At 64.4% G+C, this 17076-nt stretch carries 15 protein-coding genes; 8 read left to right on the forward strand and 7 right to left on the reverse strand.

The genetic code is table 11. The features are described from left to right. Window positions 1-359 precede the first annotated feature (359 nt). Both IVB40_RS13990 and IVB40_RS13995 read left to right on the forward strand, forming a co-directional pair. Window positions 360-1136 (forward strand): rhomboid family intramembrane serine protease, encoded by a 777-nt coding sequence (locus IVB40_RS13990; RefSeq protein ID WP_247362199.1) that lies wholly within the window; start codon window positions 360-362, stop codon window positions 1134-1136. 189 nt (window positions 1137-1325) lie between these two features. After that, window positions 1326-1754, forward strand: coding sequence for a CBS domain-containing protein (locus IVB40_RS13995; RefSeq protein ID WP_007611784.1), 429 nt, complete (start codon window positions 1326-1328; stop codon window positions 1752-1754). Here the strand turns inward: IVB40_RS13995 and IVB40_RS14000 are convergent, their stop codons facing one another. Further along, a complete protein-coding gene (locus tag IVB40_RS14000; RefSeq protein WP_247400268.1) occupies window positions 1755-2795 on the reverse strand; it encodes a patatin-like phospholipase family protein in 1041 nt (346 codons plus the stop codon). 242 nt (window positions 2796-3037) lie between these two features. On the opposite strand from IVB40_RS14000, the gene IVB40_RS14005 reads away from it, so the two are divergent. Together IVB40_RS14005 and IVB40_RS14010 are read left to right on the forward strand one after the other, a co-directional pair. Further along, a complete protein-coding gene (locus IVB40_RS14005) occupies window positions 3038-4111 on the forward strand; it encodes a hypothetical protein (RefSeq protein WP_247819124.1) in 1074 nt (357 codons plus the stop codon). A gap of 302 nt (window positions 4112-4413) precedes the next feature. Beyond that, a complete protein-coding gene (locus tag IVB40_RS14010) occupies window positions 4414-4695 on the forward strand; it encodes a hypothetical protein (RefSeq protein ID WP_027567811.1) in 282 nt (93 codons plus the stop codon). Window positions 4696-4774: 79 nt separating this feature from the next. Here IVB40_RS14010 and IVB40_RS14015 read toward each other — a convergent pair whose 3' ends face one another. Further along, the gene (locus IVB40_RS14015; RefSeq protein WP_247819125.1) at window positions 4775-5767 is read right to left on the reverse strand and encodes a zinc-dependent alcohol dehydrogenase family protein; all 993 of its coding nucleotides are present in this window, start codon (window positions 5765-5767) and stop codon (window positions 4775-4777) included. Between the two features lie 104 nt (window positions 5768-5871). Between IVB40_RS14015 and IVB40_RS14020 the strand changes: the two genes are divergently transcribed. Further along, window positions 5872-6723: a LysR family transcriptional regulator gene (locus tag IVB40_RS14020; protein ID WP_247819126.1), complete on the forward strand. Its 852-nt coding sequence runs from the start codon at window positions 5872-5874 to the stop codon at window positions 6721-6723. Window positions 6724-7598: 875 nt separating this feature from the next. Here IVB40_RS14020 and IVB40_RS14025 read toward each other — a convergent pair. The 3 genes from IVB40_RS14025 to thrS all read right to left on the reverse strand — a co-directional run bounded on the left by IVB40_RS14025 (window position 7599) and on the right by thrS (window position 11668). After that, window positions 7599-8867: a serine hydrolase domain-containing protein gene (locus tag IVB40_RS14025; RefSeq protein ID WP_247819127.1), complete on the reverse strand. Its 1269-nt coding sequence runs from the start codon at window positions 8865-8867 to the stop codon at window positions 7599-7601. A gap of 63 nt (window positions 8868-8930) precedes the next feature. Further along, window positions 8931-9494: a nitroreductase gene (locus tag IVB40_RS14030; protein WP_027567815.1), complete on the reverse strand. Its 564-nt coding sequence runs from the start codon at window positions 9492-9494 to the stop codon at window positions 8931-8933. Between the two features lie 92 nt (window positions 9495-9586). Beyond that, window positions 9587-11668 (reverse strand): threonine--tRNA ligase, encoded by a 2082-nt coding sequence (gene thrS, locus IVB40_RS14035; RefSeq protein WP_247819128.1) that lies wholly within the window; start codon window positions 11666-11668, stop codon window positions 9587-9589. Between the two features lie 185 nt (window positions 11669-11853). Between thrS and IVB40_RS14040 the strand changes: the two genes are divergently transcribed. After that, entirely contained in the window at window positions 11854-13026 is a 1173-nt protein-coding gene (locus IVB40_RS14040; protein WP_247400257.1) for an MFS transporter, read from the forward strand. A 92-nt stretch (window positions 13027-13118) separates the two neighbouring features. Further along, on the forward strand, window positions 13119-13508 hold the full coding sequence (locus IVB40_RS14045) for a hypothetical protein (protein WP_247819129.1): 390 nt from the start codon (window positions 13119-13121) through the stop codon (window positions 13506-13508). Window positions 13509-13543: 35 nt separating this feature from the next. On the opposite strand, the gene IVB40_RS14050 is transcribed toward IVB40_RS14045, so the two are convergent. Further along, window positions 13544-13876 carry a hypothetical protein gene (locus IVB40_RS14050; RefSeq protein WP_247819130.1) on the reverse strand — a complete coding sequence of 111 codons (333 nt, stop codon included), beginning with the start codon at window positions 13874-13876 and terminating at the stop codon, window positions 13544-13546. Window positions 13877-14037: 161 nt separating this feature from the next. Further along, complete coding sequence (locus tag IVB40_RS14055) at window positions 14038-15381, reverse strand: alpha/beta hydrolase (protein WP_247819131.1); 1344 nt, start codon at window positions 15379-15381, stop codon at window positions 14038-14040. A gap of 329 nt (window positions 15382-15710) precedes the next feature. On the opposite strand from IVB40_RS14055, the gene IVB40_RS14060 reads away from it, so the two are divergent. Further along, window positions 15711-17066, forward strand: coding sequence for an amino acid permease (locus tag IVB40_RS14060; protein WP_247819132.1), 1356 nt, complete (start codon window positions 15711-15713; stop codon window positions 17064-17066). Window positions 17067-17076 lie beyond the last annotated feature (10 nt).

The following is a 17076-nucleotide window of genomic DNA, read 5'->3' on the forward strand; positions in this document are numbered from 1 at the left end:
AATTAACTATGCGCTTTCCGTGCGCCGCCTCGCTGCTATGGTGATCGCGGTCGCAAGCTTCGCCGCTTTTCTCCAGGTTCTCGGCGAGGCCTGTACACAGGCGTCAAGCAGTTTGGTCACCGGCCGCGGGGAGGGGTGGGGATACTCCCGTCTCTCTGGGTACCGGAAGTCCGACACGGATAGGCAGGGCTTTCCCAGGGCCCTGCCTTTTGTGCACTTGCGCAGGGCGGGCAAAGGCGACTATCTCCAAGGCCTGTTGTTACGCCTGTTGCTCCGACGCGCCTGAAAGCGAAGCCGCCTTGGATTCCCCGCCAAATTCTCCGCCGCAAGATCCTCCGTCGCAAGATGCTTCGCTGGGGGTGCCGGCCGTCGTTGAGGAGGCTCCGCGCGAGCCGATCCTGACGCTGCCGTTCGCGCTGACGGCCTATATCCTCTTGCTCGCGGTGATCCATCTGCGGGTGCTGCTGCCGCCGGAGCTCGAGAACTGGACAATCGACGTCTTCGGCTTCATCCCGAAGCGCTACGATTCCTCGCTGCTCAATCTGGAGATTCCCGGTGGGGCCGGCGCCAAGGTCTGGACCTTCGTCACTTATTCGCTGCTGCACGCCAATCTCACCCATCTCGGCTTCAACGTGCTGTGGCTGTTGCCGTTCGGCAGCGCGCTGGCGCGGCGCTTTGGCGCCATCAGGTTCTTCCTGTTCCTGGCGGTGACGGCGGCGGCCGGCGCGCTCGCCCATCTCGTCACCCATGAGCACGCGGTGGCACCGATGATCGGCGCCTCGGCCTCGGTGTCCGGCGCGATGGCGGCGGCGATCCGCTTCGCCTTCGTTCGCGGCAGCTTCCTGTCTTTCAGCCGATCGGATGCCGATACCGCCGCAAGAGTTCCGGCGCTGCCGCTGTCGCGCGCGCTGCGCGACGGGCGGGTGCTCGGTTTCCTCGCGGTGTGGTTTGGCGTCAACATCGTCTTCGGCGTCGGCGCGATCGGCGTCGATAGCGAGACCACGAGCGTTGCCTGGCAGGCGCATATCGGCGGCTTCCTTGCCGGCCTCTTGCTGTTCACGCTGTTCGATCCCGTGCCGCGCGCGCGAAGCGATGCTGCGGATGCGTCATCACAGGACATTTCAGACCGTATTTGAAGCGGCGCTTGCGGCGTCGCCCGAATTCATCCATCATTCCCGAGAAGAATGTTCCGAAGCGACAGGCCGCTAGCGGCGATGCTTCGCAAAGCGCCTGAGCGTGAAACCGGCGCTGAAACTGTTAGTTGAAGACTCGAAGAACAAGTCCGGACCGCGAACAGCGGACGGTTTCGATTCAGGGAGGCGACAATGACGGTACGTTCGATTCTCAACACCAAGGGCCACCAGATCATGAGCGTCGAGCCGGACGCCAAGCTGGCGGTCGCGGTCAAATTGCTCGGTGAGAAGAAGATCGGCGCGGTGCTGGTGATGAACCAGAGCCGGCTGGAAGGCATCCTGTCGGAGCGCGACATCGTGCGGGTGATCGGCGAACGCGGCGCCGGCGCACTGGAGGAGCCGGTCTCGCAGGTCATGACCCGCAAGGTCGTCACCTGCAAGGAGACCGACACGGTCGCCGAGCTCATGGAGATGATGACCACCGGCAAGTTCCGCCATCTGCCCGTGGTCGACAACGGCAAGGTGGTCGGCCTGATCTCGATCGGCGACATCGTCAAGCGTCGGGTGCAGGAATACGAGTCCGAGCAGGAAGCTCTGCGCGATTACATCAAGACCGCCTGATCAGGCCTGCTGGTCGGCTTTGGGCGCGGCGCCCTCCGGCGCGGGCGCCAGCTCGTGGATTGCCTCCTGGATGGACTCCAGCGCACGCTCGGCAGCGCGGGTGCCCAGGGCGATGAGGTCCTCGGAGCGGTGAAAATCGAACCAGCCGAATTGACCGATCCGCGGTGTGATCAGCATATCGGGCGGATCGCCGGCGAGGCGGGCCCGGGTGATGCGGTCCTGCATGATGTTGAAGGCGTCGACCATCACCGAAGAGAGGCCGGGCCGGGCGCTGCCGCCGCCGAAGAACTCGCGCTTCACCGTCTTCTCAGGCGAGAAGAATCTCGGGAAGCGCCGCTTTGACGCCGGCTCTTCGGCCGCGGGGATCACCGGTTCAGGTATCGCGCCGTGCGAATAGACCGTCGTCGAATAGGTGAAGATGTCGCTGGAAAGATTTGCGGCGATGACGATTTCCGCGCCGAGCGCGCGCGCGGCCGAGACCGGCACCGGGTTCACCAATGCGCCGTCGACCAGCCAGCGATCGCCGATCAGGACCGGAGAGAAGATGCCGGGCAGCGCATAGGAGGCGCGCATCGCGTCGACCACGCGGCCGCGCGTCAGCCAGATCTCGTGGCCGGTGCGGACCTCGGTCGCGACGGCGGCGAACTTGACCGGGAGGTCCTCGATCTGGCTCTGGCCGCAGGCAGCCTCGAGCCGGGTCGCCAGCTTCTCGCCGCCGATCAGGCCGGAGCCGTTGAGGCGGATGTCGAGGTAGCCGAGAATGTTGCGCATCCCTTGCAGGCTGCGGCCCCATTCTTCCAGCGTATCGAGCCGGCCGGCCGCATAGAGGCCGCCGACCACCGCGCCGATCGAGGTGCCGACCACGACGTCAGGCACGATTCCGTTGGCGAGCAGGGTCCGGATAATGCCGATATGGGCGAAGCCGCGCGCCGCGCCGCCGCCAAGCGCAAGGCCGATGACCGGCCGGCGGATGCTGCCCAGGCCGACTTTCTCGGCGACCTTGTCGCTGTTCGAACCCCGACCCTTCAATATGTCCAGCACCGAAACTCTCCTACGCCGGGACCCGCCATCAGACTAGGCACCGCAGTCGCGCTCCGCCAGAACCGGGCCGAAGCATGGTTTATGCCGGTTTGGGAAGGGCACGGGGCAGGAGTATGGCGAGGCGCGGTTGCCCCTGGGGTAATCACGCAGGCGTCAACCGGGTTCCAAAAGCTGTATCGGGCCGTATTTCTCGGGGTTTCGGAGGCTTGAATTTGCCGCGTTTTCGGTGAAAAGCAGATGGCATGACTCTCGGGGGTGACGGCATCATCGGATGGCGGCGCAGCGGATCGCTGCTGCCGGCGCTGGTCCTTGCTGCCTGCCTCTATGCCCTTGGCGAAAATGCTGCGCAGGCGCAGCTTTTCTCCGATCGTCCACCGCCGGTGCCGCCCGCTTCGGTGCCCGATCCCGGCGGCGCGGTCAGTCTGGCGCCGCCCTCCGGCCCGGGTGCCGGACCGCCGAGCCTGCCGCCGACCCTGTTGCAGCCGACCACGCCCAGCATGCCGCCGCCCGCGGTCACGACCGTGCCGTCCGCCGCGCCGCTCAACGCGGCCGTGCCCGGACAGGGCGTGCTGTCGCTGACGGCGAAATACGGCAAGGACACCCCGCCGATTACCAGCGGCCTGGTCTGGCGCGTATTTGCCGATCGTCCCGACGAGAACGGCACCTTCAAGCTGATCCGCGAGGACCGCAATGCCACGCCGAACATCGTGCTGCCGCCCGGCAATTACGTCGTGCATGTCGCCTTTGGCCTCGTCAGCGCGGTGCGCACCGTCAGCCTGAAAGCCGAGACCGACCGCGAGTCCTTCGTGCTGCCCGCCGGCGGCTTGCGCATCGAGGGCCGCGTCGGCACCAGCCGCATTCCGCAGAACCAGATCTCGTTCGCGATCTACAAGGGCAGCCAGTTCGAATCCGGCGAGCGCGCCTCCCTGGTGCCGAACGTCGCCGCCGGTGACGTCGTGCTGCTGCCGGAAGGCACCTACTACATCATCTCGAACTACGGCGATGCCAATTCGGTGGTGCGCTCGGACATCCGCGTCCAGGCCAGCAAGCTCACCGACGTCACCATCACCCACCGCGCCGCCGTCATCACGCTCAAGCTCGTCAGCGACAGGGGCGGCGAGGCGCTCGCCAACACCGCCTGGTCGGTGCTGACCCCGGGCGGCGACGTCATCAAGGAATCGATCGGCGCCTTCCCGCGCGTCGTGCTCTCGGAAGGCGAATACCGCGCCATCGCCAAGAACGAGGGCAAGGTCTACGAGCGCGGGTTCAACGTCGTCAACGGCGTCGACGGCGAAGTGGAAGTCGTCGCGCGGTAGTGCTTGAGCGGTGATACCGCATGCGGCCTGACGCTGGTCTTCGTGTCTGGCGAACACGTCTCATTCAGCGCACGGATCTCCCATATCTTATTACCGCCAGTCCTCGTCACGTGCGAAAGCGGATGCTCTCCGCTGCTCCGTTTGGTGTTGCGATTTGAATAGCTTTGTCAGCGCTACCAAGCAGGACCGGCAAACACCGGCACCGCCGGCTTATTCCAGCGGCGCCGCGACTTCCTCACAGCCGGTGCAAGATACCTATTTCCGATAATCAATTTTATTCGCTTTCCATCCTGCTGCGTTATATGTCGGGCATCCCTCCAACGGAGGAGGCCGGAGCAGGCTCGTGCGTCTGCGAGACCGGCAAGGAGCAGGGGACCAAGCTCGTCGGCATGTTCGAAGTGATCCTCACCAGGCGTAAGCGGTTCGGCTGGCGGTGGCAGGTGTGCGACCAATCCGGCAAGAAATTCGCCGATGGCTTCGAGCGCACCCGGCCGTCCGCCAAATATCATGGCGAGCGCGCATTGTTCTTTCTGTTGTCGCAAGCCCATCTGCGCAACCGCTTGGCGACGTCCAGCGAGGACTAGTCGCCTTAGCGCGTGCGGGTCTCCGCAGCCCGGCTTGCGCTTCGCTTCATCCGGCGACTAGACTTCTCTGCGAGCGCCGTCAGATGTCCACAACGAGCTTGCCCTGCGTCGCGTGATCGCGGATCAGCGCATAGGCGTCCTCGACGTTCTCCAGTGTGAAGTGCCGGGCATCGAGCATCGGCAAGAGCTTGCCGGCCTCAACCAGGCGCGTGGCCTCCGCCATGATCTCTCCGTGATGCGCGCGGCCTTCCCCTGAGAGCAGCGGCAGCAGCGTGAACACGCCGGAATAGGTGGCTGCGCGGAACGAGAGCGGCGCAAGCGCGTGCGAACCCCATCCGAGCGCGCTCACGACATGGCCGAAGCGGCGCACGGCTTCGAAGGAAGCGTCGAGTACCTGGCCGCCCACGGTGTCGTAGACGACGTCAAAGCCGCGGCCGCCCGTATGCTCTGCAACATAAGTCGCGATGGCGGTATCGCGATCGATGAAGGTCGCGCCAAAGCCTTCGATGGTGGCGCGCTGCGATGCCGAGCCGGTCGCGAACATTTCTGCTCCGAACGCGCGCGCGATCTGGATCGCCATGTGCCCAACGCCGCCTGCGCCGCCATGGATCAACACCTTTTGTCCGGCCTTCAGCGCCGCGCGGTCGATCAGTCCTTCCCAGGCCGTGATGAAGATGAGGGGCAGGGCGGCTGCCTCCCGCATGCTGAGATTGGCAGGCTTCAACGCCAGCAGGTCGGCGTCGACAGCGGCGAATTCGGCGAGCGATCCCTGCACACCGCCGACGCCTCCCGTCATCCCATAGACCTCGTCGCCCCGCTTGAACCGCGAGACGTCACGCCCGGTCTGTTCGATCACACCGGCGAGATCCAGCCCGAGGATTGCAGGCAGCGGATGGCGCGCATGCGCCGCCGCGCCCGCATGGATCTTGGTGTCGAGCGGATTGACCCCGCTCGCGCGGATTTGCACCAGCACCTCGCGCGGACCGATCTCGGGCGTGGGGACGGTTGAGGGGCGCAGCGGCGCGTTGTGGGTCTCCAGGACGGCCGCGCGCATCGTCGATTGTCTCGTCATGATCGTCTTGCTCCATTGTCGGCCTCCAATATGCCCATGATTTTTTGCATGGGAAGGAATGAGAATGTACGATTGTCGTGCGTTTTTGTATGAGGAGGCTTCCGGTGGACTGGAGCGATCTGCGCATCTTCCTGGCGATTGCGCGCGAAGGCACTCTCGGCGCGGCCGCACGGAAGATCGGCCAGACCCAGCCGACGATGGGACGGAGACTTCGGGCGCTCGAAAAGTCGCTCGGACAAACGCTGTTCCAGCGCACGGCGGATGGCTTCGTGCTGACCGACGAGGGCACAGCTGTGCTGCGCCATGCCGAGCGGATTGAAGAGGAGGCGCTCGCCTTGGAGCGGCGTGCATCCGGCGCGGAGACGCAGCTCGATGGCTTGCTGCGTCTGTCGTCGTCGGACTGGTTCGGGACGGTGATACTCTCGCCGCTGATTGCCGCGTTCGGCAAGCGCCATCCCAAGGTGACCGTCGAGCTTCTGACCGATGCGCGCCTCTACAGTCTGCCGCGCCGCGAGGCTGATCTCGTCTTCCGCATCAAACCGTTCGACGAGCCTGAAGTGATCTCCCGGAAGCTGCTCCATATTCCCTACGCGCTCTACGGCAAGAAAGGCAGCAAGCCGCCACGCGCCGGCGACGGAAGCGGTATCCGTCTTGTGACCATGAACGCCGAATTCGCCGACATGCCCGATGCCCTCTGGTTGAAGCGCACGCTGCCGAATATGCAAATCGCCTCGCGCAGCAATAATAGGCAGGCGCAGGCGGAGCTTTGCGCGAGCGGCGGCGGGCTGGCAGTGCTGCCGCGTCCCCTCGGCGACCGCGACCGCCGGCTGGTCGCACTCGACATCGGCGCGACGCCACCCGGCCGCGACACCTATGTCGGCTACCACCGCGATCTCAGGCGCCTCGCTCGCCTGCGCGCGCTGCTCGATCTCGTGATCGATCGATTGGCAGGGTGATGGCTCTTGACACGCTGCCGTGGCCAGGGTGTGCGCAGCGATACCCGGGACAGGTGCGGCGCGAGCCGGATGGGCTCATCCGGGTTACAAGACCTTGCCGTGCCCGTCAGGCAAAACACCCAAGCTGTCGGTCAATTCCTGCCTCAAAAATATTCCGCTTTACCGAAATTCGGAAACGACGCATGCATCGCCTCACTCCGGCCCAAGGAAGAGGGGCGTATCGCGATCGTCACGAACGCGGGCCGGACGGCGGTGGACGTTGGTCACATCGGCGCGAACGGCTTCGCAGGGGCGGGCAACCGTGGGCGAAGGCCTCGCGCACACGACCGGTGTGATCGGCGTACGGCGAAATCGTGTGGTCCTGACGCCCGGGGTCTGTGCGTCAAGCGTTGCGGTGATGTGGGCTGCCCAACCGGGCGCACGCGTCAGCCATCCGCAAGGCGACGGGGGCAATAGTGCATCGCTCCCCGGGGAGAGCGCGACATAAGCTGTAAAGCCACCGCGCAGGGAAGGCCGGATGTTGGGCTTCACCTGTATGCCGCTGTGCAATCTTGTTACGACAATTTCGCACAGTGGACCGCGGGTGCCAGCCGGCACCCGGTCTTCCCTGCGCCCTCTTTCAATTGAGGGTAAACGACGAAGCAAAGCTCGGGCGAGCAAGCCGCGAGGATGCGAAGGTGTGTCTGCGATCCGGAATGCGAATGGAAGCGCGACGCTGCCACCCACAGACTCCGTCATTGCGAGCGCAGCGAAGCAATCCAGTCTGCCGCCGCGGAAAAATTCTGGAATGCTTCGCTGCGCTCGAAATGACGAGGATGATGGAAGTGCCCGGCGCCGAGATCGCAAAGCTGCTCGCCGCTTTCAGCCAGCGTGCTTCACGGGCGGCGTAACTCGGACGGATAACACTCATAGACCAGCGCCTTGAAGGCGGGCGTGATGCGGCTGCGCTCGTTCTGGGTCTGCTGCATCAGCAGGTAGACCATGTCGAGCTTGGGATCGACGCCGAAATAGGTGCCGCTGCCACTGTCCCATTTCAACTCGCCGAGCGAGCCCGGCGGCGGCGGTTTGGCGTTGCCGGGATCGGTCCGCACCGCAAGGCCATAGCCATAGCCGAAACCGTCGCCCGGAAAATAGAAATAGTCGCGTCCGACGCCCGAGCCCGGCCCGACGTGATCGGTCGTCATGGCCTTGAAGGCCGCAGGACTGAGATAGCGCTTGCCGTCGAACTCGCCGCCATTGAGCAGCATCTGCGAGAAGCGCTGATAGTCGGTGATGGTCGAGAGCAGCCCGCCGCCGCCGGACTGCCATTCGGGATGGTCGAGGCGCTCGCGCTCGGCGGCGAGCAGGATGTTGTCGTTCGGCAGTGGCCGCGCCATCCGCGCGAGCTCGTCCTCGGTCGCCAGGGCGAATTTGGTGCTGCCCATGCCGAGCGGATCGAAGATGCGTTGCTTGAGGAATGCGTACAGCGTCTGGCCCGAGATGATCTCGATGACGCTGCCGAGCACGTCGGTGGAATGACCGTAGCGCCACAGCGTTCCCGGTTGCCGTGCCAGCGGCAGCCTCGCGATTCGTTGGGCGAACTCCCTGTTGTCGAATTGACCTTCGAAGATGTTGGCGGCCTTGTAGGCCTGCTCAACCCATTTGCCGCCGATATAGTCGTAGCTGATGCCCGAAGTGTGCCGCAGCAGATCCTCGATGTTGACGGGACGGACCGGGGCCACGAGATCCACCTTCAGCGTGCCGTCGGGATTGGTGACCTCGAGGCCCACCTTAGTGTCGGCAAAGAGGGGAATGTATTTCGACACGGGGTCGGTGAGCGCAAGCTTGCCCTCGTCGATCAGCATCATCGCGCCAAGGCACGTGACCGGCTTGGTCATCGAGTGGATGGCGAAGATCGTATCGGGAGTCATCGCGAGACCGGTCCTGGTGTCGCGCACGCCAAAAGTCTTCAGATAGACCGGCTTGCCGTGCTGCTGGACCAGCACCACTACGCCCGGCAGCCGGCCGCTCATTACCTCGTTGTCGAAATATGCTGTGATACGGTCGAGTCCGTCGGACGACGGAGCAGGGATGTCGGCGGCGCGCGCCCGCGCCATCGTGCCGGCCAGCAGCGCGGCTCCGACCAGAAATTCACGACGCTTCATCCGGGCTTCCTCCCTTGCCGGGATCAAAGCCGCAAGACGCCGAAGGCGTCAACACGCCTTCGGTTAAAATCGCGTCACGATTTCAGAAAGGACCGGTCGCGGACGGTCCTCGCTCGGCCTGGTCGGTTTGCCGATATGGACGAAGCCGGCGAGTTTCTCGTCCGGCTTAAGGCCGAGGCCGTCCAGCACGTCGCGATCGAACGAGAACCAGCCGGTCAGCCAGCAGGCGCCGTAGCCGAGCGCGGTCGCGGCCGTGACAATGTTCATGACGCTGGCGCCGGCCGACAATTCCTGCTCGAAGGCCGGCACTTTCGGATGCGGCTTGGTGAAGCTGACGATGCCGATCACCAGCGGCGCATCCGTGAGGCGTTTGCGCTCGGTCTCGACATCGGCCGCTGCCGCGCCGGGATTCTTCCGGGCAAACACCTTCGCGATCACCTCGCCGGCGCGCTCGCGCGCATCGCCCTCGAAGATGATGAAGCGCCAGGGCGCGAGCTTGCCATGGTCGGGCACGCGCGCGCCGATGGTGAGGATGGTCTCGAGCTCGGCCGGGGAGGGGCCGGGCCCGGACATCTCGCGCGGCTTGACCGAGCGGCGGGTCTTCAGGAGTTCGATGGCGTCGGGCACTGCGGTTTCCTCTTCGGCTGGTCGTCGGCGTGCAATCCCCACATAGGAATGCACGCCCGCAACCGAAAGCGAGTTTAGACCGATTTCAGATGTCAGGCCGCGCCGCGCGCCCGCTTCACATCCGGCGGGGTCGCCTCGTCGACGAGGGCGGCGATGGCCTCCACCGTCGTCGTCACTTGCTGACCGTCGCTGCCGAGCCGGCGGATCGAGACCGACTGCGTCTCGGCCTCTTTCTTGCCGACCACGAGCAGTGCCGGAATCTTGGCCAGCGAATGCTCGCGGACCTTGTAGTTGATCTTTTCGTTGCGCAGGTCGATCTCGGCCCGAAGTCCCGCACGCCGGACCTGCTCCAGCACCTGCTTGGCATACTCGTCGGCTTCCGACGTGATGGTGGTGACCACCACCTGCACCGGAGACAGCCAGAGCGGGAAGTTGCCGGCGTAGTGCTCGATCAGGATGCCGATGAAGCGCTCCATCGAACCGCAGATCGCGCGGTGCACCATGACCGGCGGCTTCTTGCCGCTGTCGTGGTCGATGTAGAACGCACCGAACCGTTCCGGCAGGTTGAAGTCGACCTGCGTGGTGCCGCACTGCCAGTCGCGGCCGATGGCGTCGCGCAGCACATATTCGAACTTCGGCCCGTAGAAGGCGCCTTCGCCCGGATTGATCTCGGTCTTGAGGTGATTGTTCTGCGACTGGATCTCACGCAACACCGTCGCCATCACGCGCTCGGCGTGATCCCACATCGCGTCGGTGCCGACGCGTTTTTCCGGCCGGGTCGACAGTTTGACGGTGAGATCGCCGGTGAACCCGAAATCGGCGTAGGTCGACAGGATCAGCTCGTTGATCTTCAGGCACTCGTCGGCGAGCTGATCCTCCATGCAGAAGATGTGCGCGTCGTCCTGGGTGAAGCCGCGCACGCGCATCAATCCATGCATCGCGCCGGACGGCTCGTAGCGGTGCACCACGCCGAACTCGGCGAGCCGCAGCGGCAGGTCGCGGTAGCTCTTCAGGCCATGCTTGAAGATCTGCACGTGGCCCGGGCAGTTCATCGGCTTCAGCGCGAACCAGCGCTTGTCCTCGGCCTCCTCGCCGGCCGACTGCGCCGCGAACATGTTCTCGCGGTACCAGCCCCAATGGCCGGAGGTCTCCCACAGCGACTTGTCGAGGATCTGCGGGGCGTTGACCTCGCTATAGTCGCCGGCCAGGCGCCGGCGCATATAGGCGATCAGCTGCTGGAAGATGGTCCAGCCTTTGGCGTGCCAGAACACGACGCCCGGGCCTTCCTCCTGGAAATGGAAGAGGTCGAGCTCGCGCCCGAGCTTGCGATGGTCGCGCTTCTCCGCTTCCTCGATCTGCTTCAGATAAGCGTCGAGGTCCTCCTGCTTGGCGAACGCCGTACCGTAGATGCGGGTCAGCATCGGGTTGTTGCTGTCGCCGCGCCAATAGGCGCCGGCCACCTTCATCAGCTTGAAGGCGTTGCCGACCTTGCCGGTCGAGGTCATGTGCGGGCCGCGGCAGAGATCGAACCAGTCGCCCTGGTAATAGATCTTGATCGGCTCGTTGCCGGGAATGGCGTCGACCAGCTCGACCTTGAACGCCTCGCCCTTGTCGCGAAACACCTGTTTGGTCTTTTCGCGATCCCAAACCTCCTTCGTAAAGGGTTTGTCGCGCGCGATGAGCTCGCGCATCTTTTTCTCGATCGCGGCAAAGTCTTCCGGCGTGAACGGCTCGTTGCGGAAGAAATCGTAATAGAAGCCGTTCTCGATCACGGGGCCGATGGTGACCTGGGTGCCCGGCCACAGCGTCTGCACGGCTTCGGCAAGCACGTGGGCGCAGTCATGGCGGATCAGCTCGAGCGCGCGCGGATCGTCGCGGTTGATCAGTTCGATCCTGGCATCGGCTTCGATTGCGTCGTCGAGGTCGGAGACCACGCCGTCGAGCGCCATCGCGACCGTGCGCTTGGCCAGCGACGGCGAAATGCCTTTGGCGAGTTCGAGGCCGGTGATGCTCTTGGCGTATTCGCGCCGGGCGCCGTCGGGGAAGGTGAGGGTGATTTTTTCCGGCGGGGTCACGGGTCTCAAATTGCTGAGGCTGTACTGGAAGCCGGATTCGGATTTGGGCTGCTCGGACTTGGACTGGTCCTTGGATTGGTCGTTGGGCTGGTCGGTCATTGCATGTCTCCTGAGGCTCACTCCTGCGAACGAGCGCAGGTAAGCGGGAACGAGCGATATATCAGGCGATTCGGCCTGCGCAATCCGGCATTTCCAAGAAACCGGCGCGCAAAAGCGGGGCGCTGCACGAACTATTCCGGGCAGCGCCCTTTAACTGGTCGCAAGCCCGCTCTACATGCGTTTGCATGGAAAATGCACGCGCCGGCCGTTTCGCGCCAACCGCCCTGATGCTCGGCAATCTCGTCACCGGCTGCTCGGTCTTGGCACCGGCGGGCATGCTGCCTGAATTGGCGACGGGGCTCGACGTCAGCATCCATGCGGCCGCGCTCCTGATCACCTTCGGGGCTGTCATCCTGTGCATCGGCTCGCCGCTAACGGCCTGGCTCACCAGCCGGATCGAACGCCGGACGCTGCTCACCACGACGCTCGCGGTGCTCGCTTTTGGCAATCTCGCCTCTGCCTTTGCGCCCGATTATGCAAGCCTCCTCGTCATCCGCCTGGTGATGCTCGCGGTCGGCGCGCTCTACACGCCGCAGGCCGCCGGTACGGCGGCGTTGATCGTGCCGGTGGAGCGTCGCGGCAGTACGATTGCCTACATCTTTCTCGGCTGGTCGCTCGCTGCCGCCGTCGGCCTGCCGCTGATCACGTTTATCGCCAGCCGCTATGGCTGGCGCGCGGCCTATGGCGGGATCGGCGCGCTCGGCTGCGTCAGCTTCCTGCTGTTGCTGATGCGACTGCCGGCGGGCTTGAAGGGCACGCCCGTGGATCTGAAGACCTGGAGCGCGGTCGGTCGCAACAGGACGATCCTGCTTCTGCTTGCGATCACGATGTTGCAGATGTCCGGGCAGTTCGTGGTGTTCACCTTCATGGGGCCGCTGCTCAACAAGCTGACCGGCGCAGGACCTGATGCGATCGGCATGGTGTTCGCCCTCTATGGCGTCTGCGGCTTCCTCGGCGTTGTCATCGCGACCCGCATCGTCGATACCTCCGGACCCTATCGCACCTCGCTGCTGTTCACCTGGCTGCTGCTTGCGGGAATCACCGGCTGGGCGCTCGGCGCCGGCACGCTCGCGTTGATGGCGGGTGCGGTCGCGATCTGGGGCCTCGGCTTTGCCTCGACCAATTCGATGCAGCAGGTGCGGCTGGTCTCGGCGGCACCGTCGCTGGCATCGGCGACCGTCGCACTCAACACCTCCGTCCTCTATATCGGCCAGGCGGTCGGCTCTGCCGTCGGCGGACTGCTGTTCGCCCGCGAACTCCTGCATACGCTCGGCTTCGTCGCGGTCGGCTTCGTCGTGCTGGCGCTGATCCTGGTGGTCCTGACCCGGCCCCGGCCGGCAACTGCCGCCCCGGCCTGAGCGGAAGCGTGTCCGTGTGCGCAAGGTGCTTGGCAAACCGCGCGCCGGAAGGCTAGAAGGCCGGTCATGGGGACCAAAGAGGGTTGACTGAGATGAGGATGATTCTGGCGGTTGCCGCGGTGCTCTATTCAGCTTCCGCTTTCGCGCAAGCCGACAAGCCACCAATGATCGGGGACAAGCCGTTGGTGCAGGTCAAGCCCAAGGGCACCAAGGCAGGGACCAAGGAGGCTGCGGCCAAGCCGGCTGTAGCGCCGAAGGGCAAGCCGCAATCCATCGCAGCGCGGCTCCAGGCCTGCCTCGATCTCGACGACGGCACCAAGGACCGGCTCAATTGCTACGACGCCGTAATTGCGCCAACGCCGAAGCCGAAGCCGGCGAAGGCCAAGGGCTACGCCGATTGCCGTTTCTTCAAGGAAGAGGACGAGCGGCTGGCCTGCTTCAACGGCTTTGCCGAGAGCATTCCGAAGCTGCCAAAAACCTGAGGCAGTTAAGACCCGAAGGATCAGGAGCCGGACGGTTAGTCGCTGATCCGGCTCAGCACGGCCCTGAAGGCAACGCCCGGCAGTTGCAGTGCGGTACCTTCGAATTCCGCACTATCGCCATCCTCCCGGCCGGCGAGCGTCAGCGTGATCCGGTCAAGACCGAACAAGGCCTTGAAGCAAGGGTCGTCATTGTGGCGCTCGGTCGAGATCTTGACTCTGATGCTGTCGCCTTCGCCCGTGCAGGTGCCGATGAACGCGAAAGCGGAATTGCCGCCGCGCATCTTGCCCTCGGTCACATAGACGACGCCGCAACCCGTGCCGTGAACCGTGTGGAAGTCGACCTTGTTAGAGTCCCTGACGCACAGCATGTCCCCGGAGAATCCCAAATACGACTTGGCCGGCAAAGTATGATTGTTGCCAGTGGAAGCAACCGGTCGGCCCCGGGACCGTCGGCCATCAACATCACATTTTGATCAAGGCTTGAGGGAGTTGCGGGCCGTGCAGCCAAATGCCGACGGGCGCAATATCGCTACCGGCTCGATGCGGATGGATTGGTGGAGGCCACGCGCGTGAGCGCGAGTGATGGCGTCGCCGACATCTTCACCAGGACGTCCTTGAGCGGGTCCCGCGTCCACGCTCGCGTCACATAGTCGCGATGGGTAATGCCGTCCCCGGTTTCGACGAACACCACGCTGCCCGGACGTAAGGGGCCGTCCATGTCTTCGGAGACGGTGATGCCCTTCTGCCGCAGCGTGCTCATCAGCTCGCGATCGCGCCGCGCGGTGTAGTGGGTGTAGGAACTGACGAAGAAGCCGGAGCGGTGGCTCTCGATCCATGAGGCGAACTTGTCCATCTCGCCATAGACGGCGTCGAGCAACACGACGCCGCGGACACGGTCGCTGATGCCACCAACCTCGAGGCTCCAGGCTGTCGGCAGGAAGCCGCCGCTGTAGCCGACGATCACGATCGGCATATTGGCGAAGGCGCGGGCGCTGTTGGGATCGCCGGTGAGGCGGGCGAGATGGTTCGCCGACTCGTCGATGAAACGTTTGAGGCCACCGGCCTGCCAGAATTTTCCTGCGCTGGAATCGGCAGCATCGACCGCCATCTGCGGTGCGAGCAGGATGGCATTGGCGCCGGAATCGGTGACCTGCTGCGGCACCAGCTGTCGGTCGCGCACATCGCGCTCGAGTGTCGCGCCATTACCGTGGAAGAACACTACGATCACGCCTGGCTTCCGCACGTCGAAATGTTCGGGCACGTGCATCAGGACGCGATTATCGTTGTAAGTCTCGTCCTGCCAGAATACGCGCCCGGAATAGCTGCGGTGGCCGCGGCGGTCGCCCTTGGAGATGTTGAGGAACGGCGCGTCGGAGGCGGGGTTGTTGCCGAAATAGGGGAAGGCTGACCACTTCATGCTGACGAGCGTCGTCAGGTCCTCGCGCGGCGGACGCTGGTATGGGGCCTGCGGCGCGAGCGAAGCGACCTTGTAGGGCGCCTGCTCCGGCTGCTGCTGCACGGCGCGCTTGGGTGAGAAGTCCGACATCTGCCGTTGCAGAAAACCCTCGCTCGCGGAGGGGAAGCGCTCCCTGAACTGGGGGGCCGGGAAGCGATCCTCGAACGAGTCGCTGCTTGCGACTTGCTGGTTTGTCTTCGCAACGACCTGCACGTTGGCTGGGACGTTGCCTTGGACGTTGGCCTGCGAGTTCGCCGCGAGCGCTGCCGGATTGGGTGCCTTGCCGCATTGAACCAGGGTCAGCGACAACGGCACCAAGGCTGAGATCAGAGCGGTCCGAAGCGCACGACCGCGCGCGCCGGACGCGGTCCGGTCGGCGCGGATGTCAGCTCTCGGTTTCGGAACGGCCCCGACCATTCACCCATGACCCCAAGTCATGACCACAAGTCCATCGGCAATCATTAAGGCAATTGAGCCGATGGGCGTTTAGGCGACGTTAAGTGTCCGGAGAAACTTCCCCACATCCGGAACGCTCAAGGGGACCACGCAATCGTGTCCTGATTGTGGGGGACGGGAGCGGGATGTCCCGGTGTTTACGAAGCTTTATTGCCCGGATCGTGGATTAATGGTGCTAGAGTACCGAAGTGGCCCCGCCTCATTTAACCCTTGTTAACCCTGCTTGAATTGACTGGACCGAGCTGCACGATGCTTCCCACGAGGCGTGACGCCTGAGGTTGAGGACGGCGATGACGGCATCAGATGCGGGTACTGCACCCTGGACCGGCCGGCTGACCGGAAGCGGGTCGGGGGTCTCCGTTCTGGTCGCGACCGCCATCGTCGTGGCCGACATGATCGGGGTCGGCGTCTTCACCAGCCTCGGCTTCCAGGTCAAGGACATCCCCTCGGGCTTCTCGATCCTCCTGCTGTGGACCGTCGGCGGCATCGTCGCGCTGTGCGGGGTATTCTCCTACAGCGAGCTCGGCGCGATGTTTCCGCGCTCGAGCGGCGAATACAATTTTCTCGGCCGTGCCTATCATCCCGCCTTCGGCTTTCTCGCCGGCTGGGTGTCGGCAACGGTTGGTTTTGCAGCACCCGTCGCGCTCGCCGCGATGGCGTTCGGCGAATACGCCAAATCGGTCGTGCCCGGTGTGCCGCCGATCCCGCTTGCCATCGCCGTGGTGTGGCTGGTCTCGCTCGTGCAACTGACCGGCGTCAGGCACTCCTCGACCTTCCAATTGATCTCGACCATCCTGAAGGTCGTGCTGATCGTTGCCTTCCTGGTTGCCGGCTTCATCGTCGGCGTGCCGCAGCCGATCGCCTTCACGCCGCAGGCCGGCGATCTCGCGCACATCGTCAGCGCGCCTTTCGCGATCGGGCTCGTGTTCGTGATGTATTCGTTCTCGGGCTGGAATGCCGCGACCTACATCATCGGCGAGATGAACATGCCGCAGCGCGACCTGCCGCGCGCGCTGCTCGCGGGCACGCTGATCGTGCTCGTGCTGTACGTCGCGCTGAATGCGGTGTTTCTCCATTCGACCCCGGTCGGCGCGCTCGCGGGTCAGCTCGACGTCGCCAGCGTCGCCGGCAGTGCGATCTTCGGTAATCTCGGCGGCCGAATCGTCGGCGCGATGATCTGCTTCGGCCTGATCTCATCGATCAGCGCGATGATGTGGATCGGCCCGCGCGTGATGATGACGATGGGGGAGGACATTCCGGCGCTGCGCGTGTTCTCGCAGAGATCGGTCCGCGGCGCGCCGGCCTATGCCATCCTGTTTCAGCTCGCCGTCGCCAATCTGCTGCTGTTCACCCGCAGTTTCGAGGCCGTGCTCGACTTCATCCAGTTCGCGCTCTTGTTCTGCTCGTTCTTCACGGTCGCCGGCGTCATCAAGCTGCGTATCACCGATCCCGATTTGCCGCGGCCCTATCGTGCCTGGGGATACCCGTTCACGCCGCTCGTTTTCCTGCTCGTGACCGCCTTCATGATGTACTATTTGTTGACCGAGCGGCCCGTGCAATCGCTGTCGGGGATGCTCGTCATGCTCTCGGGCCTGTTGATTTATGCTGTTTTCCGCAGGCGGCCGGTCGCCGCTGGCACTTCATGACATTGCGAAT

It is taken from the genome of Bradyrhizobium sp. 40, assembly GCF_023100925.1.
Taxonomy (GTDB): Bacteria; Pseudomonadota; Alphaproteobacteria; order Rhizobiales; family Xanthobacteraceae; genus Bradyrhizobium.

Excerpts from the sequence above, each read along its gene's own strand:
- IVB40_RS13995 (WP_007611784.1), top strand. The coding sequence starts at position 1,326 with ATGACGGTACGTTCGATTCTCAACACCAAGGGCCACCAGATCATGAGC.
- IVB40_RS14005 (WP_247819124.1), top strand. The coding sequence starts at position 3,038 with ATGACTCTCGGGGGTGACGGCATCATCGGATGGCGGCGCAGCGGATCG.
- IVB40_RS14010 (WP_027567811.1), top strand. The coding sequence starts at position 4,414 with ATGTCGGGCATCCCTCCAACGGAGGAGGCCGGAGCAGGCTCGTGCGTC.
- IVB40_RS14015 (WP_247819125.1), bottom strand. The coding sequence starts at position 5,767 with ATGACGAGACAATCGACGATGCGCGCGGCCGTCCTGGAGACCCACAAC.
- IVB40_RS14025 (WP_247819127.1), bottom strand. The coding sequence starts at position 8,867 with ATGAAGCGTCGTGAATTTCTGGTCGGAGCCGCGCTGCTGGCCGGCACG.
- thrS (WP_247819128.1), bottom strand. The coding sequence starts at position 11,668 with ATGACCGACCAGCCCAACGACCAATCCAAGGACCAGTCCAAGTCCGAG.
- IVB40_RS14040 (WP_247400257.1), top strand. The coding sequence starts at position 11,854 with ATGGAAAATGCACGCGCCGGCCGTTTCGCGCCAACCGCCCTGATGCTC.
- IVB40_RS14045 (WP_247819129.1), top strand. The coding sequence starts at position 13,119 with ATGAGGATGATTCTGGCGGTTGCCGCGGTGCTCTATTCAGCTTCCGCT.
- IVB40_RS14050 (WP_247819130.1), bottom strand. The coding sequence starts at position 13,876 with ATGCTGTGCGTCAGGGACTCTAACAAGGTCGACTTCCACACGGTTCAC.
- IVB40_RS14055 (WP_247819131.1), bottom strand. The coding sequence starts at position 15,381 with ATGGTCGGGGCCGTTCCGAAACCGAGAGCTGACATCCGCGCCGACCGG.
- IVB40_RS14060 (WP_247819132.1), top strand. The coding sequence starts at position 15,711 with ATGACGGCATCAGATGCGGGTACTGCACCCTGGACCGGCCGGCTGACC.